Annotated in this window: 31 protein-coding genes; 18 read left to right on the forward strand and 13 right to left on the reverse strand. The window is 42.0% G+C overall.

Annotation, left to right across the window (positions count from 1 at the left end):
• The first annotated feature begins 6 nt into the window (after window positions 1–6).
• Window positions 7–987, forward strand: a complete 981-nt coding sequence (locus ND16A_RS06120; RefSeq protein ID WP_033078266.1) for a hydrolase — start codon at window positions 7–9, stop codon at window positions 985–987.
• Window positions 987–1211 carry a YheU family protein gene (locus tag ND16A_RS06115; protein WP_033078267.1) on the forward strand — a complete coding sequence of 75 codons (225 nt, stop codon included), beginning with the start codon at window positions 987–989 and terminating at the stop codon, window positions 1209–1211. Before ND16A_RS06120 ends, ND16A_RS06115 begins: the two co-directional genes overlap by 1 nt.
• On the opposite strand, the gene ND16A_RS06110 is transcribed toward ND16A_RS06115, so the two are convergent.
• Genes ND16A_RS06110 through nudE form a run of 3 tightly spaced genes read right to left on the reverse strand, consistent with a single transcriptional unit; the run spans window position 1198 to window position 3219 of the window.
• Window positions 1198–1779, reverse strand: coding sequence for a YceI family protein (locus tag ND16A_RS06110; protein ID WP_033078268.1), 582 nt, complete (start codon window positions 1777–1779; stop codon window positions 1198–1200). The two genes, ND16A_RS06115 and ND16A_RS06110, sit on opposite strands and share 14 nt — an antisense overlap.
• 53 nt (window positions 1780–1832) lie before the next feature.
• The gene (gene cysQ / locus ND16A_RS06105; RefSeq protein ID WP_033078269.1) at window positions 1833–2660 is read right to left on the reverse strand and encodes a 3'(2'),5'-bisphosphate nucleotidase CysQ; all 828 of its coding nucleotides are present in this window, start codon (window positions 2658–2660) and stop codon (window positions 1833–1835) included.
• 1 nt (window position 2661) lies between these two features.
• On the reverse strand, window positions 2662–3219 hold the full coding sequence (gene nudE, locus ND16A_RS06100) for an ADP compounds hydrolase NudE (RefSeq protein WP_235282150.1): 558 nt from the start codon (window positions 3217–3219) through the stop codon (window positions 2662–2664).
• Window positions 3220–3413: 194 nt separating this feature from the next.
• Between nudE and yrfG the strand changes: the two genes are divergently transcribed.
• Window positions 3414–4088, forward strand: a complete 675-nt coding sequence (gene yrfG / locus ND16A_RS06095) for a GMP/IMP nucleotidase (RefSeq protein WP_033078271.1) — start codon at window positions 3414–3416, stop codon at window positions 4086–4088.
• Window positions 4089–4106: 18 nt separating this feature from the next.
• On the opposite strand, the gene ND16A_RS06090 is transcribed toward yrfG, so the two are convergent.
• The 3 genes from ND16A_RS06090 to coaBC all read right to left on the reverse strand — a co-directional run bounded on the left by ND16A_RS06090 (window position 4107) and on the right by coaBC (window position 7565).
• Entirely contained in the window at window positions 4107–5567 is a 1461-nt protein-coding gene (locus ND16A_RS06090; RefSeq protein WP_033078272.1) for an aminoacyl-histidine dipeptidase, read from the reverse strand.
• A gap of 117 nt (window positions 5568–5684) precedes the next feature.
• Window positions 5685–6269, reverse strand: a complete 585-nt coding sequence (gene slmA / locus ND16A_RS06085; RefSeq protein ID WP_033078273.1) for a nucleoid occlusion factor SlmA — start codon at window positions 6267–6269, stop codon at window positions 5685–5687.
• Between the two features lie 81 nt (window positions 6270–6350).
• Window positions 6351–7565 (reverse strand): bifunctional phosphopantothenoylcysteine decarboxylase/phosphopantothenate--cysteine ligase CoaBC, encoded by a 1215-nt coding sequence (coaBC, locus tag ND16A_RS06080; protein WP_152593893.1) that lies wholly within the window; start codon window positions 7563–7565, stop codon window positions 6351–6353.
• A 194-nt stretch (window positions 7566–7759) separates the two neighbouring features.
• Here coaBC and radC point away from each other — a divergent pair, with 194 nt between their 5' ends.
• From radC to rpmG, 3 genes are all read left to right on the forward strand, one after another.
• The gene (gene radC, locus ND16A_RS06075; RefSeq protein ID WP_033078275.1) at window positions 7760–8434 is read left to right on the forward strand and encodes a RadC family protein; all 675 of its coding nucleotides are present in this window, start codon (window positions 7760–7762) and stop codon (window positions 8432–8434) included.
• A gap of 249 nt (window positions 8435–8683) precedes the next feature.
• Window positions 8684–8920 carry a 50S ribosomal protein L28 gene (gene rpmB / locus ND16A_RS06070; protein WP_033078276.1) on the forward strand — a complete coding sequence of 79 codons (237 nt, stop codon included), beginning with the start codon at window positions 8684–8686 and terminating at the stop codon, window positions 8918–8920.
• A gap of 11 nt (window positions 8921–8931) precedes the next feature.
• Window positions 8932–9087: a 50S ribosomal protein L33 gene (gene rpmG, locus ND16A_RS06065; RefSeq protein ID WP_033078277.1), complete on the forward strand. Its 156-nt coding sequence runs from the start codon at window positions 8932–8934 to the stop codon at window positions 9085–9087.
• A 166-nt stretch (window positions 9088–9253) separates the two neighbouring features.
• Here rpmG and soxR read toward each other — a convergent pair whose 3' ends face one another.
• Window positions 9254–9706 carry a redox-sensitive transcriptional activator SoxR gene (soxR, locus tag ND16A_RS06060; RefSeq protein WP_033078278.1) on the reverse strand — a complete coding sequence of 151 codons (453 nt, stop codon included), beginning with the start codon at window positions 9704–9706 and terminating at the stop codon, window positions 9254–9256.
• Window positions 9707–9981: 275 nt separating this feature from the next.
• On the opposite strand from soxR, the gene ND16A_RS06055 reads away from it, so the two are divergent.
• Complete coding sequence (locus ND16A_RS06055) at window positions 9982–10404, forward strand: VOC family protein (protein WP_033078279.1); 423 nt, start codon at window positions 9982–9984, stop codon at window positions 10402–10404.
• Window positions 10405–10554: 150 nt separating this feature from the next.
• Here the strand turns inward: ND16A_RS06055 and ND16A_RS06050 are convergent, their stop codons facing one another.
• A complete protein-coding gene (locus tag ND16A_RS06050; protein WP_033078280.1) occupies window positions 10555–11121 on the reverse strand; it encodes an outer membrane beta-barrel protein in 567 nt (188 codons plus the stop codon).
• A 204-nt stretch (window positions 11122–11325) separates the two neighbouring features.
• On the opposite strand from ND16A_RS06050, the gene mutM reads away from it, so the two are divergent.
• Complete coding sequence (gene mutM / locus ND16A_RS06045) at window positions 11326–12144, forward strand: bifunctional DNA-formamidopyrimidine glycosylase/DNA-(apurinic or apyrimidinic site) lyase (RefSeq protein ID WP_033078281.1); 819 nt, start codon at window positions 11326–11328, stop codon at window positions 12142–12144.
• 42 nt (window positions 12145–12186) lie between these two features.
• Here mutM and coaD read toward each other — a convergent pair whose 3' ends face one another.
• Window positions 12187–12660: a pantetheine-phosphate adenylyltransferase gene (gene coaD, locus ND16A_RS06040; RefSeq protein ID WP_033078282.1), complete on the reverse strand. Its 474-nt coding sequence runs from the start codon at window positions 12658–12660 to the stop codon at window positions 12187–12189.
• A 210-nt stretch (window positions 12661–12870) separates the two neighbouring features.
• Between coaD and ND16A_RS06035 the strand changes: the two genes are divergently transcribed.
• On the forward strand, window positions 12871–13542 hold the full coding sequence (locus ND16A_RS06035; protein WP_033078283.1) for a TetR/AcrR family transcriptional regulator: 672 nt from the start codon (window positions 12871–12873) through the stop codon (window positions 13540–13542).
• Window positions 13543–13590: 48 nt separating this feature from the next.
• On the opposite strand, the gene ND16A_RS06030 is transcribed toward ND16A_RS06035, so the two are convergent.
• Window positions 13591–14346 carry a 3-deoxy-D-manno-octulosonic acid kinase gene (locus tag ND16A_RS06030; RefSeq protein ID WP_235282152.1) on the reverse strand — a complete coding sequence of 252 codons (756 nt, stop codon included), beginning with the start codon at window positions 14344–14346 and terminating at the stop codon, window positions 13591–13593.
• Between the two features lie 217 nt (window positions 14347–14563).
• Here ND16A_RS06030 and ND16A_RS06025 point away from each other — a divergent pair, with 217 nt between their 5' ends.
• Window positions 14564–15598, forward strand: a complete 1035-nt coding sequence (locus tag ND16A_RS06025) for a glycosyltransferase family 9 protein (protein ID WP_033078284.1) — start codon at window positions 14564–14566, stop codon at window positions 15596–15598.
• Here ND16A_RS06025 and waaA read toward each other — a convergent pair.
• Both waaA and ND16A_RS06015 read right to left on the reverse strand, forming a co-directional pair.
• Window positions 15593–16876, reverse strand: coding sequence for a lipid IV(A) 3-deoxy-D-manno-octulosonic acid transferase (gene waaA / locus ND16A_RS06020; RefSeq protein ID WP_235282157.1), 1284 nt, complete (start codon window positions 16874–16876; stop codon window positions 15593–15595). The genes ND16A_RS06025 and waaA overlap by 6 nt on opposite strands.
• Before the next feature lie 94 nt (window positions 16877–16970).
• Window positions 16971–17399 (reverse strand): Lrp/AsnC family transcriptional regulator, encoded by a 429-nt coding sequence (locus ND16A_RS06015; protein WP_033078285.1) that lies wholly within the window; start codon window positions 17397–17399, stop codon window positions 16971–16973.
• Between the two features lie 196 nt (window positions 17400–17595).
• Between ND16A_RS06015 and ND16A_RS06010 the strand changes: the two genes are divergently transcribed.
• From ND16A_RS06010 to ND16A_RS05980, 7 genes are all read left to right on the forward strand, one after another.
• A complete protein-coding gene (locus ND16A_RS06010) occupies window positions 17596–18789 on the forward strand; it encodes a glycine C-acetyltransferase (protein ID WP_033078286.1) in 1194 nt (397 codons plus the stop codon).
• A 53-nt stretch (window positions 18790–18842) separates the two neighbouring features.
• Complete coding sequence (gene tdh, locus ND16A_RS06005) at window positions 18843–19868, forward strand: L-threonine 3-dehydrogenase (protein ID WP_033078287.1); 1026 nt, start codon at window positions 18843–18845, stop codon at window positions 19866–19868.
• 410 nt (window positions 19869–20278) lie between these two features.
• A complete protein-coding gene (gene glpE, locus ND16A_RS06000; protein ID WP_033078288.1) occupies window positions 20279–20614 on the forward strand; it encodes a thiosulfate sulfurtransferase GlpE in 336 nt (111 codons plus the stop codon).
• 14 nt (window positions 20615–20628) lie between these two features.
• Window positions 20629–21495 (forward strand): rhomboid family intramembrane serine protease GlpG, encoded by an 867-nt coding sequence (gene glpG / locus ND16A_RS05995; protein ID WP_033078289.1) that lies wholly within the window; start codon window positions 20629–20631, stop codon window positions 21493–21495.
• Between the two features lie 8 nt (window positions 21496–21503).
• Complete coding sequence (locus ND16A_RS05990) at window positions 21504–22076, forward strand: chorismate--pyruvate lyase family protein (protein WP_033078290.1); 573 nt, start codon at window positions 21504–21506, stop codon at window positions 22074–22076.
• A gap of 125 nt (window positions 22077–22201) precedes the next feature.
• Window positions 22202–23068, forward strand: coding sequence for a 4-hydroxybenzoate octaprenyltransferase (gene ubiA, locus ND16A_RS05985; RefSeq protein WP_033078291.1), 867 nt, complete (start codon window positions 22202–22204; stop codon window positions 23066–23068).
• A gap of 8 nt (window positions 23069–23076) precedes the next feature.
• A complete protein-coding gene (locus ND16A_RS05980) occupies window positions 23077–23946 on the forward strand; it encodes a 23S rRNA (adenine(2030)-N(6))-methyltransferase RlmJ (protein ID WP_033078292.1) in 870 nt (289 codons plus the stop codon).
• A 44-nt stretch (window positions 23947–23990) separates the two neighbouring features.
• On the opposite strand, the gene recQ is transcribed toward ND16A_RS05980, so the two are convergent.
• Window positions 23991–25844: a DNA helicase RecQ gene (recQ, locus tag ND16A_RS05975; protein ID WP_081945613.1), complete on the reverse strand. Its 1854-nt coding sequence runs from the start codon at window positions 25842–25844 to the stop codon at window positions 23991–23993.
• A gap of 84 nt (window positions 25845–25928) precedes the next feature.
• Between recQ and ND16A_RS05970 the strand changes: the two genes are divergently transcribed.
• On the forward strand, window positions 25929–26381 hold the full coding sequence (locus tag ND16A_RS05970) for a thioesterase family protein (RefSeq protein WP_033078293.1): 453 nt from the start codon (window positions 25929–25931) through the stop codon (window positions 26379–26381).
• Window positions 26382–26445: the final 64 nt, after the last annotated feature.

Consider the following 26445-nt stretch of genomic DNA (forward strand, 5'->3'; position numbering starts at 1 on the left):
AACCTAATGATAACAAACAGTTCATTCAAGCCGGCCTGGTGGTTAAGTAATTGTCACTTGCAAACCATGGCTGGAAAAATACTTCGCAGAAAACAAACCATTACCGTGATCAACGAAACCGTTGAATTACCCGATGGTGATTTTGTCGATCTTGCCTGGACGGAAAACCCCGAACACACTCCAGAAAAACCCATTGTTTATGTACTGCATGGCCTTGAAGGCTCTATTGACAGCCACTACGCAAAAGGCATGATGGCCGCCATTAAAAATAAGGGCTGGATTGGTTTATTGATGCATTTTCGTGGTTGTAGTGGCCGCCCCAATCGCCAGGGCCCGTCGTATCACAGTGGCGATACCTGGGACGTACATTACTGTACCGAGTACTTAAAACAACGTTTTGACCAGCGACCACTCGCCATTTTAGGTTTTTCATTAGGTGGCAATGTATTGGCCAATTATTTGAGCGAAGATGTAGATAACCCCTATCGATGTGCGGCCATATTATGCGCACCATTACACTTGGCAAGTTGCAGTGAACGCATCAGCCATGGTTTTTCTAAGGTTTATCAAAAGTATCTGGTGGATATGCTTAAAGAAAGCACCAAAGAAAAAATAAAGCTAGGACTGATCACCCATATCAATAACAATGAACTTGATAATATCATCAGCTTATCTGATTTTGACGAACAGGTTACCGCACCTATCAACGGTTTTGAAAGCGCACAGGATTATTACGATAAAGCCAGTGGCATTAATATCTTAGATAAAATTTGTCAGCCCACCTTAGTGATCCATGCCTTAGACGATCCTTTTCTATGTCATGACTATCTGACAAGGTTACCAAGCAACAATAACATCAGCTTTGAAGTCAGCAACCGTGGTGGTCATGTAGGTTTTATTAGTGGTAATAACCCATTCAAACCCAAATACTGGCTTGAGCACCGAGTGTTAGATTATATTGCTCAGCACTTTAAGGCGGCTAAATAATGATTATTCCCATAGAGCAACTCAGTAATGATGCCCTAGACGGCATTATTGAGTCGTATATTTTAAGAGAAGGCACCGACTACGGTGCCTTTGAATGTTCTTTGGATGATAAAAAACGACAAATAAAAGCTCAGTTAACCTCCGGGGTAATCGTCCTGGTGTATTCTGAGCTGCATGAGACAGTAACCTTGTTACCTGCTGAGAAATTCTCTAGTGCTGAGTAAAGGTTAAGACAAAATTTACCGGTACCGCACTACTGATACTGGGTAACCCCGCTATTTGTTGTAATTTCAATAAGCCATCGGTTAACGCAAAATCCTTAGCATTAATGATCACCGATTGAATACTGGTTATTAATAACTTGTTGTCACTCACCCTGACCACGTAAGTCGGTAGTTGTATTGATTGCTTTTCACCATGCAACTCAAGTTGACCTGATAACATCAACTTCCTACCTTCATCTATTTGCAATTCATTAATAAATTGGCTGCCAATATTGGCCGATATGGTCGCCTTTGGAAAAAGATTGGTTTGAAATAACATTTCCTGCATGCGCGTATCGCGTATTTCAATATTGGTATCAACACTGGCTAAGTGAATAACAACTTTCGCTGCACCACTACTATCAATAACACCAGTTAATTTGCCAAAGTGATGTACTTCGGCAATATTTGCTTTTTTAATGCTGACAAAAGAGACTAACGATTGCTCATTGTCTAACTGCCATGCAGCTAGCGCCTGTTGACTAAAAAGCAGAATCAATAGAGTTAAAATGGATAGATATTTTTTCATAGTATTTCCCAGAGTCTGATGAACAAAATTTGTACCGCAAAGATTAACAGCCCCTAATATTCCCGTTCACAACGATGCGGAATAATGACATCATGCCAATTAATATTGGCATTGCCAACGCCGACAAAGTCTGGGTTCATTAAGCTCTCTCTTTTATTGTAAGACAAACTGTTTAATTCACTATCTAAAATAGTGCCGCCAGCCTGTTCCAAGATGCATTGACTGGCCCCGGTATCCCATTCACCTGTAGGTCCTATTCGTAGATAACAGTCCGTCGTCCCTTCGGCAATTTGGCAACTTTTTAATGAACAGCTACCTAGCTGAATATGTCGATAATCAAAACTGGCATTTAAGAATTTTTCGATTACCGCAAGTTTTTGCCTACGGCTTACGCCCACATTTAGCGGTCGTTTACCATCATAATCGGCCACCTTAATTTGTTTAGTACCGCTAGCATCTTGCTTAAATGCACCATGTTCGGTTTCAGCAAAATAGGTAACGGCATGAACAGGCGCATGAATAACACCAATTTTAGGCCAGCCATTTGCAACCAGAGCAACGTTCACGGCGAAGTCACCGCTGCCGGCAATAAACTCACCGGTACCATCAATAGGATCTAACAACCAATAGCGTTGCCAATGTTGCCTTTTTGCCAACTCCAGATAAGGGCTCTCCTCCGAGATAATTGGAATATCGGGAGTTAAACGTCCTAATTCTGCCACTAAAATGTCATTAGCCGCTAAATCGGCGCTGGTTAATGGCGATTCATCGTCTTTGGTGTATTGTTCAAAGTTACCCTGCTGATAATATCGCATTACTTCAATTCCGGCTTTTTTCGCGGCATTTATCGCTATGGTCAACAAGTGTGAGGTCTCTAACATATTATCCTTTCAGTAAATCTTTCACTAGCATCAAGGCGGAAATGCTGCGAGCCTCGGTGAAATCCTCTTGTGCTAGTAACTCTTTGTATTTGCTAAGTGGCCAGTGAACAATTTCTAAAGGTTCCGGTTCATCACCTTCTAAGGCGCTATCAAACAGGCCCGTTGCCAGAAAAATGTCCATGGTTGCATTAAAAAATGCCGGGGCTAAACTTACTTTATGTACATAAGTAAGTTCTGTTGCCGCCATTTTAATTTCTTCCTGTAACTCTCTATTGGCGGCGATAATGGGCTCCTCGCCGCAATCAATTAATCCTTTTGGAAAGCCTAATTGATAAGAATGAGTGCCTGCACAATATTCTCTGACAAGTATCATGGTATCGTTATCCAGCATAGGCACAATCAATACCGCGCCACGACCACCACCTTTAATTTTTTCATAGGTACGTAATTCATTATTGCTAAACTTTAAATCAATGGCTTCAACGGTCACTAAACGACTGGCTGCCACCTGCTTGCAGGCAAGTATTTCCGGTAATTTAAGTTTAGCGGGTTTTTCCATGGTCATTGCACCTATATGGCATTATCAGTTTAAAATTGAGGTTTTTGAAAAGTATTGCTTTCACAACAAATAATTAATGAAATTAGTATAAAAAATGCCTACCATATTTACTATCGAAAATTGATATTTGGATACAGCATTGTTGTGTATCCTTAATATACTCAATTAGCCCGTTGTTTTACAGGAATAAATCCATGTTTGATTGGTCAAAAATCCACACCGTTTTACTCGATATGGATGGCACTCTGCTTGATTTGCACTTTGATAATCACTTTTGGTTAGAGCATTTACCGAAAAGGTATGCTGAGCATGCGCAAATAAGCCAGAGTGAGGCGGCTGACTTTTTAAAATCTCGCTACCAACAAGTTGAAGGTACCATCTCCTGGTATTGCCTTGATTATTGGGCAGAGCAAATCAATATGCCGATCAGAGAGCTGAAACAAGAAGTACAACACTTAATTAGCCTTCGCGCCGATGCTCATGATTTTTTAATCGCCTTAAAACAATCCGGTAGAAAAATCGTCCTGGTTACCAATGCCCACCCTGACAGTTTGTCATTAAAAATTGAACGTACGCAATTAGATAAATACTTTGACGAACTCATTTCTACCCATCAGTTTGGCGCAACCAAAGAATCACAGTTATTATGGCAACGCTTGCAACAACATGTTGGTTTCAAAAACGAACATACTTTGTTTGTTGATGATAGCATTAGCATCCTCGATTCCGCCAAAACTTACGGCATTAAACATTTATTAGCGATAGCCAACCCGGATAGCAAACAGCCAATACGAGAAGTGACTGACTACCCTGCCATTACCGATTACTCAGTATTATTAAACAGCATCAAAAGTCAGCCTTTCGTTTAGCACCATGCTATCACGGCGTTATTCAGCTTCTGGTATATTGGCCAATACTGCCGTTAATAATTTCCAGTACTCGGCAACGGTGGCAATTTCGACTTTTTCATCCGGAGAATGCGGAAACTTGATCGTTGGCCCAATAGATACCATGTCTAAATGTGGGTATTCGGTTTTAAATAAGCCACATTCAAGGCCGGCATGAATAACCATAATTTCGGGTAATTTATTGAATTTTTGTTGGTAGGTTTCACGTACTATATTCATAATTGCCGAATCGGTGCTTGGTTTCCAACCCGGGTAGGCGCCAGAGAACTCTACGTTGGCCCCTGCTAACGAAAACACAGATTCAACCATTTCTTCAGTTTCTAGGCGACCATCGTCATGCAAACTTCTGATCAAACAAAGGGCTACAAACTTAGGACCTTTACAACGTAGCACTCCCAAGTTTAATGATGTTTCTACCACGCCTTCGATATCATCACTCATCCGAATAACACCATTGGCACAACCATTAAGCGCACTTAAAATAGTGTTTTGGCAATGCTTGGTCCACATTGTATCGAAGGTTTCTGGCTGAATTAATAGCATAGAGACATCGGGTTCAACTACGGCTAAGTTATGCTTAATGGTGGCAACATATTGCTCAAGTGACGACTTTAACTCAGCAACATGCTCAGCTTTAACCACAAAACTGGCATTGGCTTCACGCGGAATGGCATTGCGTAAGCTGCCGCCGTTGAGTTCGGTTAACTGAATAGCAAATACTTTGCTTGCTTGTAATAAGAAGCGCACAAGAAGTTTATTGGCATTAGCTCGGCCGGTATGAATATCGACACCCGAGTGACCGCCTTTTAACCCTGAAATTGACAAGTTAAACGACTCATAGCCAGCAGGTACCGCTTCGTTTTGCAATGTAAAGGTGGCACTGGCATCTACACCACCAGCACAGCCCATGTACACCTCACCTTCTTGTTCTGAATCGGTATTGATCAGGATTTCACCATCTAACCAGCCAGCCTCTAAACCAAAAGCGCCGCTCATGCCCGCTTCTTCATCTATTGTCACTAACACTTCTAACGGGCCATGAGCAACGTCATCACTGGCAAGCACAGCCATCGCCGACGATAAACCAATACCATTATCTGCTCCTAACGTTGTACCATCAGCCGTTACCCAGTCACCATCAATATAAGGACGGATTGGATCGGTTAAAAAGTCGTGCACAGTATCACTGTTTTTTTGCGGCACCATATCCATGTGGGCCTGTAAAATTACCCCTTTGCGATTTTCCATGCCTTGCGTTGCCGGCTTTTTAATGAATAAATTGCCTACCGCATCTTCTTTAATTGCCAGGCCCTGCTCTTTCGCCCAAGACTGGATCCACAGGGATATTTTTTGCTCATGTTTCGATGGATGCGGAATACTGCAAATATTGGCAAAAATGTTCCATAAACGATTCGGTGATAATTGATTTAATTCACTCATGATATTTTCTCTAATAATTTTAATGTTGTAATAATTCTAATAACTTATATAACTGCAAAGGCATTAATATCGTCGATATTAATGCCTTCGTACTTTTTCTCTAAAACAGCTCTCTGACTAACAGCCGGCCATCAGAAACTGCCACTGCTCGGCATAATTTTCACTGGGCTTCTTTTCAAAACCCGAGCGCACATACTGGCTAATTTTCCCTTCACAATAGGCCAGCATGATATTGGCCAGTGCCAATTCATTAATTGGAAAATTCTTGCCTTCACGCAATTTCCGCTCGCGCAGAATTTGTTTAAATTGTGTTTCCAGTTTTTCAAATAATTGATGTACCCGTACACGTAGGCGCTCATTTTCCCCGACTAACGCATCGCCCGCTAATATACGGCACATGCCAGGGTTGCGCTCGGCAAAGATTAACAATACGTGGGTAATATGGTGGCAACGCACCAGGGTTTCTTTTTGATCCGCCAAAATCAAGTTGATGCGTGAAAACAATGACTCTTCAATGTATTCGATTAATCCTTCAAACATCCGCGCTTTTGATGGAAAGTGACGATATAGCGCCGCCTCAGAAAAACCAACTTCAGCCGCTAACTTGGCGGTGGTAATTCTTTGCCCGGGGCTGGTTTCCAGCATGTGAGCCAGACATTCCAATATCTGTTGGCGACGATTTGTTTTTTGTTTATCAGACATATTATTTTTATTTCTTATATTATTCGTATTGGTTAATGACTCTAAGCTTTGTTGATTTTAACAGATATTTTGTCTGCTTCGCTAATCATCAAGCATCCTGTCATTAATCGTGGCCACCAGTTGTTTGGCTAACTCCACTTTATTCGTTAACGCTAATTTTTTTTGCCCACTCAGCCAGAAAACCATTAACGCATTATCGTCGCTATTGAACCCCTGGCCTTGTTTGGCGACATTATTCGCGGCAATCATATCCAGTTTTTTACGTTGTAATTTACCTTTGGCATACTGCTCAACATCTTGTGTTTCGGCAGCAAAACCTACGGTAAAGGGTTTATTATCTAGCGCGGCAACATCGGCAACAATGTCCGGATTTTTCACCAAGGCGATGTTCATCGCATTATTGCTGTCTGTTTTTTTAATTTTTTGTTCGCTCACCTTAGCCACTCGATAATCGGCAACCGCAGCACAAGCAACAAACACAGTCGCATTGGCAACCTGCGAAAGTGCTGCCTTGTGCATCTCAACAGCACTTTGCACATCAATACACTGGCAATTATCTGGCACTGCCAAGTTTACCGGTCCGGCAATGATAGTAACCTTTGCCCCCAAATGTTGCGCGGCCTGGGCGATAGCAAACCCCATTTTACCGGATGAGTGGTTTGAAATATAACGTACCGGATCGATAGCTTCGCGGGTAGGCCCGGCAGTTATCACCCAATGTTGACCAGCCAACAAGTCCGCATGGTTATCATCAAAGAAGTCGAGGCAGTGCTGCACAATTTCATTAGGCTCAAGCATGCGGCCAAAGCCAACATCCCCGCAGGCTTGCTCGCCAGCACCTGGCCCCCAAACATGAACGCTGCGTTTTTTAATCGTGTCGATATTTTGCTGAGTTGCTATTGCATGCCACATTTGTTGATTCATTGCTGGCGCAATAGCAATGGGCGCGGCTGTTGCTAAACAAATCGTTGCCAATAAGTCATCTGCCATGCCAGCACTTAAGCGGGCAATAGTATTGGCGGTTGCCGGCGCAATTAACACTAAATCGGCCCATTTGGCTAGCTCAATGTGCCCCATCGCTGCTTCTGCCGCCGGATCGAGTAAACTTTCAGCGACCGGATTGCCCGATACGGCCTGCAGTGTTAATGGCGTAATAAAGGCTTTGCCACCATTAGTTATTACCACTCTTACGTTGGCACCATGATCTTTTAAGCGCCTAACCAGTTCTGCACATTTATAAGCTGCAATGCCACCAGTTACCCCTAAAACGATATTTTTATGCTGTAAAAACATCATCACCTGCTAAAATTTAATTACCCAACCGGTAATACAATGAATAAGTGTCGATAAGATAACACGTTATTGTGAATACGCGATAATATTTGTGTGCTTCGATTAGTGAGTATTCACCTTCTTTTATCGTTTGTTGTTACTAAGGTATCATTTATTATTCAACCTGAACGGTTCAGGTTATCTATTGCAAGGAAGCAGTGATGTTAAAAGATTGGCCCAAAGAAGAACGTCCCCGCGAAAAACTGTTAGCCAAAGGCGCTCATAGTCTAAGTGATGCCGAATTATTGGCGATATTTCTGCGCACCGGAGTAAAAGGTGTAGATGTGGTCGAGTTATCCCGACAGCTATTAATGCACTTTGGCAGTTTACACCAGGTGTTTGCCAGTGACTGCGACAGTTTTTGTCAACATTATGGTTTAGGTAAAGCTAAATACGTACAACTGCAAGCCTGTTTAGAAATGTCGCGCCGTTATTTGGCGGCAAAATTAATCAAAGGTGAAAGCCTTACCTCTTCCAGTCAAACCAAAGAGTATTTAATTGCAGAGTTAAAACACGAAGACTATGAAGTGTTTGCCATTTTGTTTTTGGATAACCAGCATAATATTATTTGTTTTAAGAAGTTGTTTTTTGGCACTATCGATGCCGCAACGGTTTATCCCAGGGTTGTCGTGGAAACGGCATTAAAAGTAAAAGCGGCGGCGATTATTTTATCCCATAATCATCCATCGGGTATTGCCGAGCCAAGTTTAGCCGACAAACAAATCACCCAACGGTTGATAAAAGCCTTAGCGCTGGTCGATATTCGCGTGCTTGACCATATTATTATCGCTGGCCATCTTACTTGCTCGTTGGCCGAACGCGGCGATATGTAGTCAATAAATAGACAGATATCGACGTTTTATTAATTTTTATTAAAATTAATTGCTTAAATCGCTAATTTTGGTTGGGATCTTGGGGAAAAATCCGTATAATCGCGGCCATTACAAACATCAGCTTAATTTCTAGCCGATAAAGCTTGATCATTTAAACGGACGTATATATAATCTGCGGCCTTTTCAGGATCCCGTGCGACGGCCTGGGATTTACAAGCTCGAGCTGAAATATTTATTGGAGTGACTCACATGTCTAAGATTTGCCAAGTAACAGGCAAGAAACCGATGGTAGGTAACAACCGTTCTCACGCGTTGAATTCTACTCGTCGTCGTTTTTTACCAAACCTACAAACTCACCGTTTTTGGGTTGAAAGTGAAAACCGTTTTGTAAAATTACGCTTAACTCCGAAAGGAATGCGTATTATCGATAAAAATGGTATTGATTCAGTATTAGCTGACATCCGTGCCCGTGGCGAAAAAGTTTAAGGAATTTAACCATGCGCGATAAAATCCGTTTAGTTTCATCTGCAGGTACTGGTCATTTTTATACTACTGACAAGAATAAAAAAACCATGCCAGAAAAAATGGAAATTAAAAAGTTTGATCCGAAAGCTCGCAAGCACGTGATCTACAAAGAAGCTAAAATCAAGTAATTGATACCCTGCTTTCAAAAAACCCAGCTATACGCTGGGTTTTTTTATTTCAGGGATGAGATAACTTAGATTTTCCATGGACCACTCCAACACATCCTGTGATCATGGCATTCATTACATCCCTGTAAATCACGAAATAAAATCTGTTATTTCAGCGATGAAATAATTACTCTTCGGCCTCCTTATCTAATAGCAAAGGCCCAACCCCATCATCAGCTAAAATATCTTCAGGATTGTAAATCGGGCAGTTTTTCATCGATAAACAGCCACAACCTATGCAACCCGTTAACGAATCTCTCAGTTTTTCCAGATAAGCTATTCTCTGGTTAAGTTGTTGTTGCCAGGCTTTTGACAGTGTGGCCCAATCCTGTTTATCTGGTGTGCGCTGATTTGGTAACTGCGCAAACACTGCTTTCACTTCTTCTAATGAGATGCCCATTTTTTGCGCCGCTTTAATTACCGAGATACGCCGTAACACATCGCGTTTGTAGCGCCTTTGATTGCCCTGGTTACGCCAACTTCGAATCAAGCCCTTTTGTTCATAAAAATGCAAAGCTGAAACGTTCACACCGCAACGTTTTGCAACTATGCCGACACTCAGATTGGCTTCTTCTAGCATAAGTTTATCTCATTGATTTAAATTATATTCATCATAGGCAAAAAAACACTTTACCTCAACCTTACTTGGGGTTTTATGCTATGGCTAACTTAATAGAATTAACCAACAGGAAGATAGCCATGAATACTAATCAACATAAAATTAGCAAAGAAAATACCGTTGCCCATACCAGCACAAGCTTACTTACCAGCAATTTCTTTCAACTATTTATTCAAACCATGCAAAACAAGTAACCGTTAATTAATCACAAATCATCAAATACTATAGGACAAACTATGTTGCACTTAGAACACTTGAACCTGGTCGTCAAAGACATTCCGGATACGTTAAAATTTTATCAGGCAGCCTTTCCCCATTGGCAGGTGCGGGGCGGTGGCGAGGCCGAGTGGTATGGAAAATTAAGAAATTGGCTGCACTTTGGCGATGATTTTCAATACCTTACTTTTAACGATAACGGCACAGGGGAAAATCGTGACCTTACCGGTCATCAAATTGGTTTAAGCCATTTTGCATTTGTCACCAACAGTATTGAAGCGGTGATAGCCAGATTGGCAAAAGCTGGCTTTGCTATAGATAAGGATGGAGCTGTGTCACCATATCGCAATAACGTCTATTTTATTGACCCAAGCGGCTATGAGGTAGAATTTGTTGAGTATTTAAGTGATGTGCCAGAACAACGAAATATCTATGACGATTAGCGATAAAACTGATTAATCCTTCATGATTCTGCTTCTTCATCATAGCTGTGGCGGCAGAATGCCGAAAAAATAAAAAGGTAGTAATTAATATAGCGACATTAACTACTACCTGCACTGTTATCGATTGTTAATTAAAAACGGAATTTCTTATTAGAATCTCGCAGATATAATTAATGACGAGGTAGCAGCTGACAAGTCGGCACTATCACCAGCAAAGTCTTCATAATCACCGACACTGCGTAAACCCAACACGAAATCAAGCGATACCATTTCCCAGTTATACCCGATACCACCGTTGAGTTGAACACCTGAGAAGTCTTCATCCACATCAAAGCTTGAATACTCTAGGCTTTCACTATACACCCCACCACCGATGTAGGCTTTAAAACCTGGTGACATCAAATTGGTACCATAATAGGCAACAAGATCAAAACCTGACACTTCAAGTTTCGATTCATCATCATGCTCAAGTGAATAGTATTCACCTCGAATTGCAACCTTGTCAGAAAAAGCATAAGTCGCCGATAAGCCGAAACCGGTGAAATCATCATCACCTTCATCTTCATCGTCAATGACCAGCGCATAAGTGCCAACACCGACATTCCAATGTTTGACATCATTAACCGTTTGTTGAGTTGTATTGGTATCTGCGGCAACAGCGGTATTGGCCAGCGCCATAGCGGCTAACAGTGCCGAAGTAATGTGACGTTTTTTCATGGTATTCCCTTATAATTAAAATCTTTTTATATTAATTGGTTACATATAAATAACGGACACGATTATTAGACAGATTTAATGAAATATCAAAACAATTCACCGAGTTCATTTAACATTTTTGTAACAAACAATAACGGAGAGTTCTTGACCTTCTGCCCTGTTTGTTTCAAGATCTTTTTTCTTATTTTAAAATTCAGAATACTAATGCCAGAGTTACCCGAAGTTGAAGTATGCCGACAAGGCATTGAACCACATGTATTAAATCGAACTGTTGCTAACGTTATTGTCCGCAATAGCAAAATGCGCTGGCCCATTACCCCGACCATTGATGAAATTTGCGGCGAAAAAATCATGGAAGTGAGCCGCAGAGCAAAATACCTGTTAATAAAAACAGCAAAAGGCACTCTGGTTCTGCATTTAGGCATGTCGGGCACCATTAGGGTGATCCCGAAAGATAGCGCGGTAAGTAAGCATGATCATTTTGATTTGGTGTTAAATTCGGGCATGGCATTAAGGTTGAACGACCCAAGACGTTTCGGCGCAGTATTGTGGTTAACCCAAGATGTCGCTGAGCATCCACTATTGGCAAAGCTTGGTCCAGAGCCTTTATTGAATGACACCTTTATTGATGGTTACTTATTTAAAAAATCCCGTAACAAAACCGTCCCGGTTAAAACCTTCATCATGAATAACCATGTGGTGGTGGGTGTCGGTAATATTTATGCCAACGAAGCATTGTTTCAAGCCGGAATTTTACCGACAGCAGTTGCCGGTAAAATCAGCCAAAAACGTTATAACAATCTAACTGACATAATTAAAAAGGTATTAGCAAAAGCCATTAATCAAGGTGGCACTACGTTAAAAGATTTTACCCAGGCAGATGGCCGCCCTGGCTATTTTGCTCAGTCTTTACAAGTATATGGTCGTGGTGGTGAGAAATGTGTAATTTGTGAAAGCGTATTAAAGGAAATTCGCCAATCGGGCCGTGCCAGTGTTTTTTGTCCCCAGTGTCAAAAAAGCTAACGCCAAAGGCAGCGTTAGCTTTTAATTAAATGCTTAGGTGGCCTAACTTTTTTCTAAAGCCGACTTCACCACAGGGTGAACAAACTCGCTCACATCGCCGCCATGAAGCGACACTTCTTTAACTAAGGTTGAGGAAATAAAAGAGTTCTCTTCAGCCGGAGTTAAAAACACGCTTTCTAATTCTGGGTATAGCCGGCGATTCATATTCGCTAACTGAAATTCATACTCAAAATCTGACACCGCTCGCAAGCCTCTGATTAACACTTTGGCGTCACATTCTTTGGCAAAATCTACCAGCAAACCACTAAACCCTTGCACCGACACATTGTCTAAGTGTGAGGTTATTAAGGTAAGCATTTTCACCCTTGCGGCCAAATCAAATCTTGGCTTTTTGCTTGGGCTAGACGCAACCCCGACGACTACATGGTCAAAAAGTAATGCCGCTCTTTCAATTAGATCTGCATGGCCGTTTGTTACCGGATCAAATGTACCGGGATATATCGCTTTATTTTTCATGATCAAAATATCGTTAAATCAATGATTTATTGTGTTGGTATTTTAGCCTCGATTAAACACAAAGCAAATAACTAAACGGGTATTTTTCATTTCTAATTTTCCTGGATGAGTATTATTTAAAGTAATTACTCAAAAAACTTCCTATTTGGTTAATTTTGATAGTATGATGGTCGTATATAGATATTCATAATTAATAGAGTTTCGTTGTTAATGAAAACCAGAGATAAAATCATTGTTGCCAGTATTGAACTTTTCAATGAAAAAGGTGAACGCAATATTACCACTAACCATATTGCCGCCCACCTTGGGATAAGCCCTGGCAATCTTTATTACCACTTCCGTAATAAAGAAGACATTATCAATGCCATTTATAATGAATATGCCGACGATTTAATTACCCAGTTTAAGGGCTTATCGGATACCAAAAACCCATTAGACAGCATTCTGCTCTATATGGATATTGTCTTTCAGTTAATTTCTAAATTCCGCTTCTTTTATAGCAACTTACCGGTTTTACTCAGTAAAAACCCAGCGTTAAAAAAACGTTACTCAGAAATCCAGCGACAAATCATTAAGAAAGTCTCAACCATGTTGAAATCTTTAGATGAAGCGGAAATATTGAGCATCAAAGAAGATGAGCTGGATGATTTAACCTGTTTGCTGCGCATCACCACAACATTTTGGTTAAGCTACTTACAAACGCAGGTTGGTGAAGATCCAGAAATTGATGATGCCAGTTTGTACGAAGGGCTACTCAAGATTTTTGCCTTACTAAGCCCCTATGTGACCGATAAATCACGAGCTGATTTTGAAACCGCCAGAAGCCAATATAAACAATTAAAGCAACAAGCACTAGACCAACAGTTAGCGGTAAACCAATAAACTACTTTCTTTTATGGGAATACCAATCTGCATAAGTAGTTGCTCAACTCAGTCCTTATGCAGACAGCTATTATAGCCCTGCATCAACATCTGCCAGTTAGTCTCAGAAAATTGAAACGCTGGCAATTTGGCAAGTTCCTTGTTGAACGAACGTAACAACCTGTCCATATTACGCTGTTGCCATGGCCCCGACTTAGTCATCACCTTGCCCTGATCAAAATCGATTAACCAAACGTTATTATCACTATCGAGCATGATGTTGTGGGCGTTTAAGTCATGATGATAAATATTTTTTTGATGAAAGCGTTTGATGCACTTACCGATTTCCCGCCAAATATTATCGGATAATGATGATTTCGTTAACAGCCCGACCAAATCTGTAGCACCAGCAATAAGCTCAATCAGGATATCGGCCTGATAGGTTAAGCCAGTACGAGTCACTTTAAAGGCTACCGGTTTCGGTGCCGGTAATTGCCATTGTTGCAGTTGCTGTAGCAATAAAAATTCTTTCGCCGCACGAGTATTCATAATGCCGGTGAAGATGTAGCTATCATCAATAAGCTTGCCAACCAGACCTCCACGATAATAATGACGCAACACCATGTTCGTCACCGGATGTTGTATGAACCAAGCTGTGCCACGACCCACGGCTTTGCCCAGTATTGCATCTTGTTGTTGCCAATAGCCACTGCTGAACATATCGACACAAAAATCAGGCAGTAAATTTTGCTGGTACAGACAGGTAATATTTCCCTCTTTAAAAAGATTAAGTGATGAATGTTTTACAAATCTCGACAGGTTCAAGATAATAGGCCTTTATGAATAGCAAGTTGATTAAATATCTGCTCATTTTTAATGGTTAAAACGAACAGCGACTGCTTTATAAAATTGTTAGGTAGAATAACTACTTACTAAATTTTATGCATTGTATTTATCCGTTTTTCCTGATGAAAAAGTAGATCACAAACTTAATCAAATTGGTATAATACGTTATTTTCATGTTTATTGTGGTGAATCCTTTATGCTTGGTCAACTATCTAAGCCAAAATCTCTTTGTATTCTAAGGCTTTCTGCCATTGGTGACGTTTGCCATGCAGTGGCTATGGTACAACAAATTCAAAAACAATATCCCGAAATAGACATTACCTGGGTGATTGGCAAAGTAGAACACATGCTGTTAAAAGATTTACCGGGTGTCGAGTTTGTCATTTTTGATAAATCTAACGGTTTACAAGGTTTTAAAGATCTTAGGGCGACAATGAAGGGCCGAAAATTTGACGTACTGTTGCATATGCAGGTCGCCTTACGTGCCAGCATCGCCAGCTTATGCATTTCGGCCAAAGTGCGAGTTGGCTTTGATAAAAGTCGTGCCAAAGAAGGCCAATGGCTATTCACCAACCGCCAAATTGCTCCACAAAACGAACCGCATGTATTAGATGGCTTTATGGGCTTTGCCAAAGCGATAGGCGTTGCAACCTCTACACCGAGTTGGTTGATGCCATTTGGTGAAAGCGAGCGCAACTGGGAAAAAGAAAATATTCCACAAGATAAGTTTTATGTGGTGATATCAGCTGCGGCCAGTAAAGCGGAACGTAACTGGCACCCGCAAGGCTATGCACAAGTGGCCGACTATTTAATCGAGCAAGGATATCAAGTCGTGCTTTGTGGTGGGCCAACTGAGCTTGAACGTAATTTAGCTGCCGCTATCGAAAATAATGCGAACAGTAAGTTATTAAATCTGGTGGGAGAAACCAATCTAAAACAATTATTAGCAGTGTTAGAGTCTGCCAAGTTGGTCATTGCGCCAGATACCGGCCCTGCTCACATGGCGGTTACGGTGAATACGCCAGTCATTGGCTTATATGCCCACTCCAATCCCAAACGAACTGGCCCTTACCCGTATCAAAATCATGCCGTGAGTGTCTATGAAAAATGCATTAGCGAACAACAAGGCAAGCCATCTAACGAGTTACCTTGGGGAATGCGGGCTAAAGGTGAATTAATGTCGCACATCACCTTTGATATGGTGAAAGCAAAAATTACCGAAATATTATAGATTTAAAATATCAGTTAGTGCATCAATACTTCTATCTGTCGCCCCCTGATTGGCAATGACTACATCATAAGCATTCTTGCCAATTGATGTAGCCAGTTCATAATCTGTCAATAAGCAATGCAATTTGACCGCAAGTTCACTGTTCTTTTCTAATTGCACTATGCCGTTAGCATCGATTAGTTTTTGCGTGATCTCTTTAAAATTAGCCATATTTTCCCCCACGACAATGGGTTTTGCAAACAACGCTGGTTCGAGCGGATTATGGCCGCCAACATCGGAAAAGCTGCCTGCTACCATACAAACTTCGGCTAACGCATAAACAGCTAATAACTCCCCTAACGTATCAATTAGCCAAATATCGGTGTCTTCACTGATCGCCTGTTGGGAACTGCGGGTCACAGCGTTAAACCCTTGCTCTGCACACAGCTTTGTTACACTGCTAAAGCGTTCAGGATGACGAGGAACCAGTACTAAAAGTAATTCAGGGTTATTGTCTTTTAACTGTTTATAGGCATTAAGCACAGGTAATTCCTCACCTTGATGAGTACTACCTAGCACCAGTAATCGTCTCTGCTCAGGCACGAATTGCTGCAGCTCCGAAACTTTCTGTTGCAGTTCATCGGTAACGCCAATATCGTATTTTAAATTACCCGAATTACTGACTAAATCAGTGTTAGCGCCGATTTCAATAAAGTGTTCCACATTATCGTTGCTTTGGCACAATATTGCCGAAAACTTATTCAATGCCGGAGTAATTATCCAGCTGAGCTTTTTATAGCTATTTAGTGATTTTGCCGATAACCGAGCATTTATCAGCAATAATTTAACATCCGATTTGTAACAGCGATGAATCAGTGTTGGCCAAAGTTCGGTTTCCATCAGCACAACCGCTTTTGGCTTTAGCAAACGAAAAAACAAATGCACACAGAAGGAAATATCTAATGGCAAATAACAGTGTTGAACCTTATCGATGTAAAACTTTTTGACTTGTGCAGATCCGGTTGGCGTAAATGTCGTTACCGTTATCGGTAATTTAGGATACGTGAGTAATAATTTATCGATAAAGGGTTTTGCCGCGATCACTTCACCAACACTGGCAGCATGAACTACTATGCCACCCGGCTGCATATTCGAAGGTAGCCAGCCAAAGCGCTCACTTAATCGTTGTCGATATTCTTTTTGTGAAAAGGAACGAACAATAAGCACCAGCAATAAAATTGGCACCAAAAGTAGAATCAACAATTGGTAGAGGCGTATCGATATTTTCTGTTTAGTCAAATTTTATCTTCTTATATAGCTGCATGGTAAACAACGACGATGCTTTGATATTGCTTATGTAAATTATAACCATGAGTCGTTACAGAAATAAACATCATCTTTCAAAAATTGCATCCAGAATAATGGACGAGTTGGTTCGCTCAACCCCGTCTAAATTACAAATATGATCCAAAATTGCTGACAAGTGTTTGAGCGATTGGATCTGCAGCACAATGAGCAAATCATATTCGCCGCTGATTGAATAGATATGACTTATTTGGTGTGTTTTTCTTAAGGTGATACAAATCTGTTCTCTTAAGTTTGGTTTTACCTTCAAGGATACATTGATGGTGATTAAATGTTTGCTATAGTTACTTCCCAGCTCCACCGAGTAGGATTTTATTACGCCATTACTTTCAAGCTTATTGATTCGATTTTGTATGGCGGTTCGAGAAACATTTAACGCTCTTGCGATATCGGAAACGCTAGCTCTGGCATTACAGCGAAGAATTGACAGCAACTCTTCGTCTTTTTCACTAATCATCAATCAATAGCCTCACTAAAAATCAAACCACACCATGTCAAAATGACGCAAAAGGGTGTCATATCGAAATAATTATAAGACATTTTGTACATCTGTAAACTTTTTTTTATCCATTCTAAGGTGGATAATATGTCTAAATCACTTACATTTATAATTACTCTTAAGTTTACCGATAAACGTACTAACCGAGGCTGATATGTCATCTAATTTTATTAACCATCTGCAACAACAAATAAATCAAGTAAAAGAAGAAGGCCTTTATAAGGCTGAACGCATTATTACTACCGCTCAACAAGCCGACATAGCGGTTAGCAGTGGCGAAGATGTGATTAACTTTTGTGCCAATAATTACTTAGGTTTAGCCAATCACCCAGAACTTATCAACGCCGCGAAAGGTGGTTTAGACGACCATGGCTTTGGTATGGCTTCAGTGCGTTTTATCTGTGGCACGCAAGACATTCATAAAACGCTTGAAAACAAGTTAAGCAACTTCTTAGGCATGGAAGATACCATTCTGTATTCTTCATGTTTCGATGCCAATGCCGGGCTATTTGAAACTATTTTAGGGCCTGAAGATGCCATTATTTCTGATGCGTTAAACCACGCCTCAATTATTGATGGCGTGCGTTTATGCAAAGCCAAGCGTTTTCGTTACGCCAATAACGATATGGCCGCGTTAGAAGAGCAATTAATTGCCGCCAATGAAGCCGGTGCTCGGTTCAAGTTAATCGCCACCGATGGCGTATTCTCAATGGACGGCGTTATTGCCAACCTGAAAGGTGTTTGCGATTTAGCCGATAAATACGATGCCATGGTGATGGTAGATGATTCACATGCCGTCGGCTTTGTTGGCGAAGAAGGTCGGGGCTCACATGAATACTGTCAAGTGATGGACAGAGTTGACATTATTACCGGCACGTTAGGTAAAGCCATGGGTGGCGCTTCTGGTGGTTTCACAGCGGCGAGTAAAGAAGTGGTTGAATGGCTACGTCAACGTTCTCGTCCTTACCTTTTCTCTAACTCTCTTGCGCCGGCAATCGTAACCGCTTCGATTAAAGTCATTGATATGCTGGCCAACGGTGGTCAGTTACGTAAAACCTTAAAAGACAATGCCGCCTATTTTAGAAACAACATGGAAGCGGCCGGCTTTACTTGTGCCGGTGCTGACCACGCCATTGTGCCAGTAATGCTTGGCGATGCCAAAGTCGCATCGGATATGGCCAATCGTCTGCTGAGCGAAGGTATCTATGTTATTGGTTTCTCCTTTCCGGTAGTACCCAAAGGCCAGGCGCGTATTCGCACGCAAATTTCGGCGGCACACACCCGTGCGCAGTTAGACAAAGCCATTGAAGCCTTTACCCGTATTGGTAAAGAAATGGGGGTTATCTAATTCCAATCTACATAAGGAATTAGCCATTCAGTGAGAAAATATTGGAATTATTTATGAAATCATTAGCGAAATTAAAAGCCGAACCGGGCATTTGGATGACAGACTCACCAAAGCCAGAAGTGGGTCATAACGATTTATTAATTAAAATCAACAAAACCGCCATTTGTGGGACCGACATTCATATTTACAACTGGGACGAGTGGTCACAAAAGACCATACCGGTACCTATGGTAGTCGGGCATGAATACGCAGGGGTAGTGGTCGATATAGGCCAGGAAGTAAAAGGCTTTGCTGTTGGTGACAGAGTGTCTGGCGAAGGCCATATTACCTGTGGTCATTGTCGTAACTGTCGTGGCGGCCGTACTCACCTGTGCCGTAATACGGTAGGTGTTGGTGTTGACCGCACTGGTAGCTTTGCCGAATACCTGGTGATCCCGGCTTACAATGCGTTCAAATTACCGGATGAAATTTCTGATGATTTGGCTGCAATTTTTGACCCCTTTGGCAATGCTGTACATACCGCATTATCGTTCAATTTAGTCGGTGAAGATGTGCTTATCACTGGCGCCGGGCCTATTGGTATTATGGCTGCAGCGGTTGCCAAACACGTTGGCGCCCGTCATGTGGTCATTACCGATATCAATGAATATCGCTTAGAGCTAGCGCGTAAAATGGGCGCAACCCGCGCCGTTAACGTCGCGCAAGAAAGCCTAAAAGATGTGATGAACGAACTGGGTATGACCGAGGGCTTTGATGTCGGCATGGAAATGTCAGGGGTGCCAATGGCATTTCGTGACATGCTGGAGAATATGAATAACGGTGGCAAAATTGCCATGCTAGGCATACCAGGGCAAGACATGGCAATTGACTGGAGCCAAGTGATCTTTAAAGGGTTAATCATTAAGGGCATTTATGGTCGTGAAATGTTTGAAACCTGGTACAAAATGGCGTCATTAATCCAGTCGGGGCTAGACTTAACACCAATTATCACCCACCACTTCCCGATTGATGAGTTCCAGCAAGGCTTTGATGCCATGCTGTCGGGTAATTCAGGAAAAGTGATATTAAGTTGGGATTAAGCTGAGGTTAAGCTTCGGGCAATTAGCTACGGGCTACGAGCTACGAGCAGGGTATTTGATGAATTCACTTATCATCTAACAATACCAGTACTGCCCGAAGCTCGTAGCCCGAAGCTATGAATATCTTTTACTTATATCCGACAGGCAGGAAAGCCTTTTAGGGTGGTTGATTTAAGCTTCGAGCAATTAGCTACTGGCCACGGGCTGTACATTTGATGACCTCACCTACCGTGTAACAATACAAATGCTGCCCGTAGCCAGAAGCCAGAAGCTATTAACATTTTTACTTATACCCGGCAGGCAGGGAAAGCCTATAAAGAGTGATTTATCTTTAAACCTTAAGAAAATAGCGTATGCCAGTAGGGTTTGGTAGAATGGCAACATTAAGTAACTTATAGAAAGAGAATCGCGTGTTAGCAGATGATACCCAGTTTAAACATATTAATGTTGAACAAGTGCATTCAGGTCTTAGTGACAAAAAATTTGTTGTCGTCGATATCCGAGATGCCAACGCATTTGGCATAAACCATATACCTGGCGCTATTCACTTAACCAATGACAATGTCACTGATTTTTTACGAGATGCCGACTTCGATGCGCCTACTGTCGTCTGCTGTTATCATGGCATTTCCAGTCAACAAGCGGCACAATTTTTAATTGGCCATGATTTCAGTGACGTGTATTCACTAGATGGCGGCTTTGAACAATGGGGCAATACTTACCCTAGTGATGTTGAGCAAGGTTAAGTTTTATTATTACCATGTTGCCATTAGTTAATATCCAACAAAAATCGGTCGCCATTCAGTTTAGTGATTACCTAACATCGATTGGTATTAACAGCTCTACAGCGCCAGCACTGGATGACAATCACCATGCAGATGGCTGGACTGTGTTGTGCCAGGAACATCAACAGCACAGGGCCAAAGTTGAATTCGAACAATTCATGAGTAACCCAAACCATCCAAGGTATCAGGCATCCGCCTGGCAAAGCGGGCATTCGGTAAGTTTCTCAGGTAGTTCAGGGCTAACGAAACAAATAAAAAGTAATTTTCTCGCCCAGGCAGGGGCTTTTACCATTAGCGTTTTTATGCTGTGCTGGCTAGTTTTTGCTGCCACGTTTTTAATTTTCGGTAATAGTCTGTATCAACTTATTCTGATCAACCAGTATGGTGATATTAGTCAAACATTAAACCAGCCCTGGCGCCTGATAACACCGGCTATTTTCCACTACTCTTTATTGCATATCGCGTTCAATACTATGTGGTGGTGGCAACTCGGTGGGCAGATTGAAAAACGTTTAGGGCTCAGCAAAATAATGACCTTATTTATTGCCTCGGCATTGCTGTCTAATGTTGCTCAATTTTACATCTCCGGGCCGAATTTTGCCGGTTTATCTGGCGTTGTCTATGCCACAGTTGGCTTTGTCTGGTGGTACGGACATCTAAATCCAGATAAAGGTATTGGCCTTTCCAACACCATTACTGGCTTTCTGCTGTTTTGGTTAGTGCTCGGTTTTACGCCATTTATGCCAATTAATGTTGCCAATACCGCTCATCTGGTTGGTCTGCTTTCAGGTATTGCTTATGCCATGATATTGAGCAATATGACTCCTAATAAAAATAAATAGAGCACTCAATGTTCGAATTAAAGCAGCAATTTCCTATTGGACTCGATGTAAACTGGGTAAGTGCCGATAACGCGCCAACTCTGCAGCGGTTGAATGACTGGCTATTAGATCCGTCTTCCCTGACCGCCCGGTTAAAACAGCATTGTAGTGACTTTAAAGTGCAAGTGCTTGGGCAAAAAATAGAAGGGTGTCAGGCGCATGAAGCCAATGACAAAATATTGCTCGGTGAGCAAGTTCTGGTGCGCGAAGTGGTATTGTTTTGCGACGATATACCCCACGTATTTGCCCGTAGCCTGTTACCATTAAGAAGCCTCACTGGCAAACAACAAGCGTTGGCCCACCTGGGTGAACAATCGCTAGGACAAGTGTTGTTTAATGATCCGGCATTGCGCCGAGAAGTGGTTGAAGTAGCAGAGATTGAGCCAAGCCTAAGAGTTTGTGAATTGGCCGCAATGTTAAACCTGAAAGTGAACCATAACCTTTGGGGCCGACGTTCATTATTTTTTATCGAGGACAAACCGCTGATGGTTGCCGAAGTATTTTTACCAGGCGCCCGTGCCTATATTCAGCAGGAATTGTAAATGGTTTCTCTTTCGCAAAAATGGCAAACAACGAAATTAATCACTCGCATGGATAAACCGATCGGAACTTACTTTCAGTTTATGGTTGACCAGGCGCCCGTGGCTAAATTCAGCAGGAATTGTAAATGACCACTCTTTCGCAAAAATGGCAAGCAACGAAATTAATCACCCGTATGGACAAACCGATTGGCACCTATCTATTGTTGTGGCCGACGTTTTGGGCACTTTGGGTTGCTGCTGATGGTTTTCCCGGCTGGCATTTAACCATAGCCTTTGCCTTAGGTGTATTCGTGATGCGCAGCGCCGGTTGTGTGATCAACGATTTTGCCGATCGAAAAATCGACGGTGATGTCAAAAGAACCAGTCAGCGACCGTTAGTGAGTGGGCTAATGAGTAGCAAAGAAGCATTGCTGTTATTTGCACTGTTAATCATCATCGCATTCGCCATTGTGCTTACCCTTTCCTGGTACAGCATACAATTGTCCGTCATTGCCGTGATTCTTGCTGCCAGTTACCCGTTTATGAAGCGCTTTACTCATTTCCCACAAGTGGTGTTGGGCGCCGCGTTCAGTTGGGGCATGATCATGGCCTTTGCCCAAATTCGTGGCGAAATTCCTACTGTCGCCTGGTTATTATTTACTGCCAATGTATTGTGGACCATCGCTTACGACACCATGTATGCCATGGTGGATAAAGACGATGACGTGCGCATTGGCGTTAAATCAACGGCGATTGCCTTTGGCCGCTTTGATAAAGTGATCATCGCACTGTTACAAGTCAGCACCTTAGCCTTGTTAATCAAAGTAGGGCAAATGCAGCAGTTTAATTTGTTTTACTATGGTGGTGTTGCCATTGCCGCAGGCAGTTTTTTTTATCAACAAGACTTGATTAAGCAACGCGACCGAGATGACTGTTTCAAAGCCTTTTTAAATAACCATTACGGGCTATTGGCCGTATTGCTCGCTATCATTATTCAATATTCAATTTATTAAGGTTATTCATGCTCAGTTACCGCCATTCATTTCATGCAGGAAATTTTGCCGATGTGTTAAAGCACATAGTGCAAGTGGAAATATTAGAGTACTTAGGGCAAAAAGATAAAGCCTTCGATTATATTGATACCCATTCTGGTGCCGGTTTATTTAATTTAAACTCAGAGCACGCCACCAAACTGGGTGAATATTTAAATGGTATCGGTAAATTAAAACAACAAAACTGGCCGGAATTAAGCGGCTATTTTGATGCGATAAACAGTCAAAATCGTTGGCCGGGTAACAACAGTGATGAATTGCAGTTCTACCCGGGTTCACCGGTTATCGCTCAGCATTTTTTACGTGACATCGATAAGGCCTGGTTATATGAATTGCATCCGGCAGATTTTGAGTTATTAAGGGCCAATATCCAGCAATCACGCAAAGTGAAAGTGAAAAATGAAGATGGTTTTAAAGGTCTGCTTGGCTTGCTACCACCACATTCGAGGCGAGCACTGGTACTGATCGACCCGCCTTATGAGATAAAAACCGATTACGAGAAAGTGTTTACTACAGTCGTCAATGCCCATAAGAAATTTGCTACCGGCACTTACGCCATCTGGTATCCGGTGGTGGACAGAAAGCGCATCGATACATTGGAACACAGTTTTATCAACAGTGGTATCCGTGATATTCAACGCTTTGAATTAGGCTTATCTGCCGACACCGATGAACGTGGCATGACGTCATCTGGCATGCTGGTGATTAACCCACCATGGACGTTGATGAAGAAAATGCAAACGTTGTTACCGAAACTGGTTAGTGCTTTGGATGAAGTCGAGGATAACGGCAACAGCAAAGGCGCATTTTACAAATGTGATGTGCTAGTAGCGGAGTAATTGGCCACTTTAGTGACTTAGTTATCTTAAATATTTTAAGTGTCTTAAGTGCCGTCCAGACTCTCTTTAATCAAATCCATAAACGCCTTGCCGTAGCGGGCAAGTTTGGTATCTCCTACCCCGGTAATGGTTAAAAACTCGGTCGAGTTTCTTGGTTTTATCCGAGCCATTTCAATTAAAGATGCGTCATTGAAAACAATAAATGGCGCGATATCCTCACTATCGGCGATGTCTTTACGCAACGTGCGTAATTGTTTAAACAGCACCTTGTCGTAGCCTGCTGTGGCTTTATTTTGTTGCCAGTAACTTTGATGCTGTAAACGTGGCCTTGCCATCATCAGCGGCTCTTCGCCTTTTAACGCCGCTTTCGACGCATTGGTTAAGCACAGCGCCGATTGCTGCTCGATATCTTGCTGTAATAACCCTAAATGGATTAGCTGGCGGATCACTGAGAACCAATAGCCGCGGGTTTTATCTTTGCCAATGCCAAAGGTGGATACCGTTTCATGTTGTTGTTTTTTGACTTTATCGGTGTCTCTGCCACGCAGCACATCAATGACATAATGAATGTCACCACTTTGGTTGATGCGATACACACAAGAAAGCACTTTTTGCGCATCAACCGTAGCATCATAGCGGCTTGGAGGATCCAGGCAAATATCACAGTTACCACAACCCGAATGCGTGTACTCGGCAAAGTAGTTGAGTAGTACCTGCCTTCTACAGGTTTGTGCTTCGGCAAAACCAGCCATTGCCGAAAAACGCTGCATTTCAACATTGGCGCGTTGTTCATTGTCATTCTGGCTTATGCGTTTTTTAATTTTATCGATGTCCTGATTATCGTATAAAAATAACGCCTCGGCGGTTAGGCCATCACGCCCCGCTCTGCCGGTTTCCTGATAAAATGACTCTAGTGTGCGCGGCATTTCATAATGCACCACAAAGCGCACATTCGGCTTATTGATGCCCAAGCCAAAGGCAACAGTGGCTACCACAATGCGAATATTGTCTTTGGTAAAGCCATCTTGGATAACGCTGCGAATTTCGGGTTCAAGACCCGCATGATAGCCAGCGCAATTAATCCCTTTACTCGCTAAAAAGCCACTTAATTTGTCCACTTGCCAACGGCTATTGCAATAGATAATACCGCTGTCATCACCACATTGTTTTAAATAATCAATAAGTTGTGATTCACCATTATATTTTTCCGTTAAGGTATAACGAATGTTAGGGCGATCAAAACTGTCCAAATGCACATAAGGGTCATTGAACCGTAACTGATTTAAAATATCTTTACGGGTAGTCACATCGGCGGTTGCGGTTAGTGCCATCACCGGCGTGTAAGGAAAGTGCTCTTTTAATTTACCAAGCTGAGTATAAGATGGCCTGAAATCATGGCCCCATTGCGAAATACAATGGGCTTCATCGATGGCAAAAAAACTGATTTGCATAGCCGCCAACGATTGCAAAAAGTAATAGTTCAATAAGCGCTCAGGCGCGACATACAAGACTTTAATTTCACCACTGGCGATGCGTTGCATGGTTTGATTAATGGTTTGTGCATCGAGACTGGAATTAATAAATGCCGCACCAATGCCTTGTCGTACTAAGCCATCTACCTGATCTTTCATCAAGGCGATTAACGGCGAAACCACTACGGTTAACCCTGGCATTAATGTCGCGGGTAATTGATAACAAAGGGATTTACCACCACCGGTTGGCATCAACACCAAACAATCTCTGCCTTGTAGTAAGCTTTCTATGACTTGCTGTTGACCAGGACGAAACGTTTGATAGCCAAAGTGATGGCTCAAAGAGTGCAGTAAATCAGGAGATTGAGTAGGTGTTTCGAGGTCTGCTTTCAAGAGATTATCGTTATTTTTGTTAAGTTCGTACATTTTACCCACTAAATGCCATCACCGGTAGACATTTTTCATCACTAAGATAATCTATTGGCTGAAGTGATTGATTTAGAGTGAATTATGGAAAAAGAAATAATTTTTGAGCAGGTTACCGAGATGTGGAATACTCGCATCGCCTTCAATCAACTGCTGGGTTTTAAAATAACTCAAATGCAAGACGAATACGCCGAAATCCAGTTTAACTGGGACGACAAATTGATGGGCAATCCGGTGCAAAAAATTCTCCATGGTGGTGTCACGGCTTCGGTATTAGATATGGTTGGCGGTGTGGTTATTGCTGCCAATATGATCAGCCGTATTCAGACTCCTAATAAAGAGAGTATCCACGCCAAACTGACCAAATTAAGCACTATTGATTTACGCACCGATTTTTTAAGGCCCGGTCGAGGTGAAACCTTTATCGCCACCGCCCGCATTATTCGTCATGGCAGTAAAGTGGCGGTGGCCCGTATGGAATTACATAATGAAAAAGGTGAACACATCGCTTTCGGCACCGGCACCTATATGGTGTAATACCATTAAACAAAATTACCGAGTTATGGTAGAATCGCGCGCAATTTAGCGGGCAATAATATTA

It is taken from the genome of Thalassotalea sp. ND16A, assembly GCF_000764205.1.
GTDB lineage: Bacteria > Pseudomonadota > Gammaproteobacteria > Enterobacterales > Alteromonadaceae > Thalassotalea_A.

Bases quoted from the DNA above. Each gene is read 5' to 3' on its own strand.
- ND16A_RS06025 (WP_033078284.1), top strand. From the start codon at position 14,564: ATGCTTGGTCAACTATCTAAGCCAAAATCTCTTTGTATTCTAAGGCTT.
- cysQ (WP_033078269.1), bottom strand. From the start codon at position 2,660: ATGTTAGAGACCTCACACTTGTTGACCATAGCGATAAATGCCGCGAAA.
- ND16A_RS05990 (WP_033078290.1), top strand. From the start codon at position 21,504: ATGTTCGAATTAAAGCAGCAATTTCCTATTGGACTCGATGTAAACTGG.
- coaBC (WP_152593893.1), bottom strand. From the start codon at position 7,565: ATGATGTTTTTACAGCATAAAAATATCGTTTTAGGGGTAACTGGTGGC.
- ND16A_RS06035 (WP_033078283.1), top strand. From the start codon at position 12,871: ATGAAAACCAGAGATAAAATCATTGTTGCCAGTATTGAACTTTTCAAT.
- rpmG (WP_033078277.1), top strand. From the start codon at position 8,932: ATGCGCGATAAAATCCGTTTAGTTTCATCTGCAGGTACTGGTCATTTT.
- nudE (WP_235282150.1), bottom strand. From the start codon at position 3,219: ATGGAAAAACCCGCTAAACTTAAATTACCGGAAATACTTGCCTGCAAG.
- ND16A_RS06115 (WP_033078267.1), top strand. From the start codon at position 987: ATGATTATTCCCATAGAGCAACTCAGTAATGATGCCCTAGACGGCATT.
- glpG (WP_033078289.1), top strand. From the start codon at position 20,629: ATGTTGCCATTAGTTAATATCCAACAAAAATCGGTCGCCATTCAGTTT.
- slmA (WP_033078273.1), bottom strand. From the start codon at position 6,269: ATGTCTGATAAACAAAAAACAAATCGTCGCCAACAGATATTGGAATGT.
- soxR (WP_033078278.1), bottom strand. From the start codon at position 9,706: ATGCTAGAAGAAGCCAATCTGAGTGTCGGCATAGTTGCAAAACGTTGC.
- tdh (WP_033078287.1), top strand. From the start codon at position 18,843: ATGAAATCATTAGCGAAATTAAAAGCCGAACCGGGCATTTGGATGACA.
- ND16A_RS06120 (WP_033078266.1), top strand. From the start codon at position 7: ATGATAACAAACAGTTCATTCAAGCCGGCCTGGTGGTTAAGTAATTGT.
- ND16A_RS06050 (WP_033078280.1), bottom strand. From the start codon at position 11,121: ATGAAAAAACGTCACATTACTTCGGCACTGTTAGCCGCTATGGCGCTG.
- ND16A_RS06015 (WP_033078285.1), bottom strand. From the start codon at position 17,399: ATGATTAGTGAAAAAGACGAAGAGTTGCTGTCAATTCTTCGCTGTAAT.
- coaD (WP_033078282.1), bottom strand. From the start codon at position 12,660: ATGAAAAATAAAGCGATATATCCCGGTACATTTGATCCGGTAACAAAC.
- yrfG (WP_033078271.1), top strand. From the start codon at position 3,414: ATGTTTGATTGGTCAAAAATCCACACCGTTTTACTCGATATGGATGGC.
- ND16A_RS06110 (WP_033078268.1), bottom strand. From the start codon at position 1,779: ATGAAAAAATATCTATCCATTTTAACTCTATTGATTCTGCTTTTTAGT.
- ND16A_RS06090 (WP_033078272.1), bottom strand. From the start codon at position 5,567: ATGAGTGAATTAAATCAATTATCACCGAATCGTTTATGGAACATTTTT.
- ubiA (WP_033078291.1), top strand. From the start codon at position 22,202: ATGACCACTCTTTCGCAAAAATGGCAAGCAACGAAATTAATCACCCGT.
- ND16A_RS06010 (WP_033078286.1), top strand. From the start codon at position 17,596: ATGTCATCTAATTTTATTAACCATCTGCAACAACAAATAAATCAAGTA.
- ND16A_RS05970 (WP_033078293.1), top strand. From the start codon at position 25,929: ATGGAAAAAGAAATAATTTTTGAGCAGGTTACCGAGATGTGGAATACT.
- ND16A_RS06055 (WP_033078279.1), top strand. From the start codon at position 9,982: ATGTTGCACTTAGAACACTTGAACCTGGTCGTCAAAGACATTCCGGAT.
- ND16A_RS05980 (WP_033078292.1), top strand. From the start codon at position 23,077: ATGCTCAGTTACCGCCATTCATTTCATGCAGGAAATTTTGCCGATGTG.
- rpmB (WP_033078276.1), top strand. From the start codon at position 8,684: ATGTCTAAGATTTGCCAAGTAACAGGCAAGAAACCGATGGTAGGTAAC.
- recQ (WP_081945613.1), bottom strand. From the start codon at position 25,844: ATGTACGAACTTAACAAAAATAACGATAATCTCTTGAAAGCAGACCTC.
- mutM (WP_033078281.1), top strand. From the start codon at position 11,326: ATGCCAGAGTTACCCGAAGTTGAAGTATGCCGACAAGGCATTGAACCA.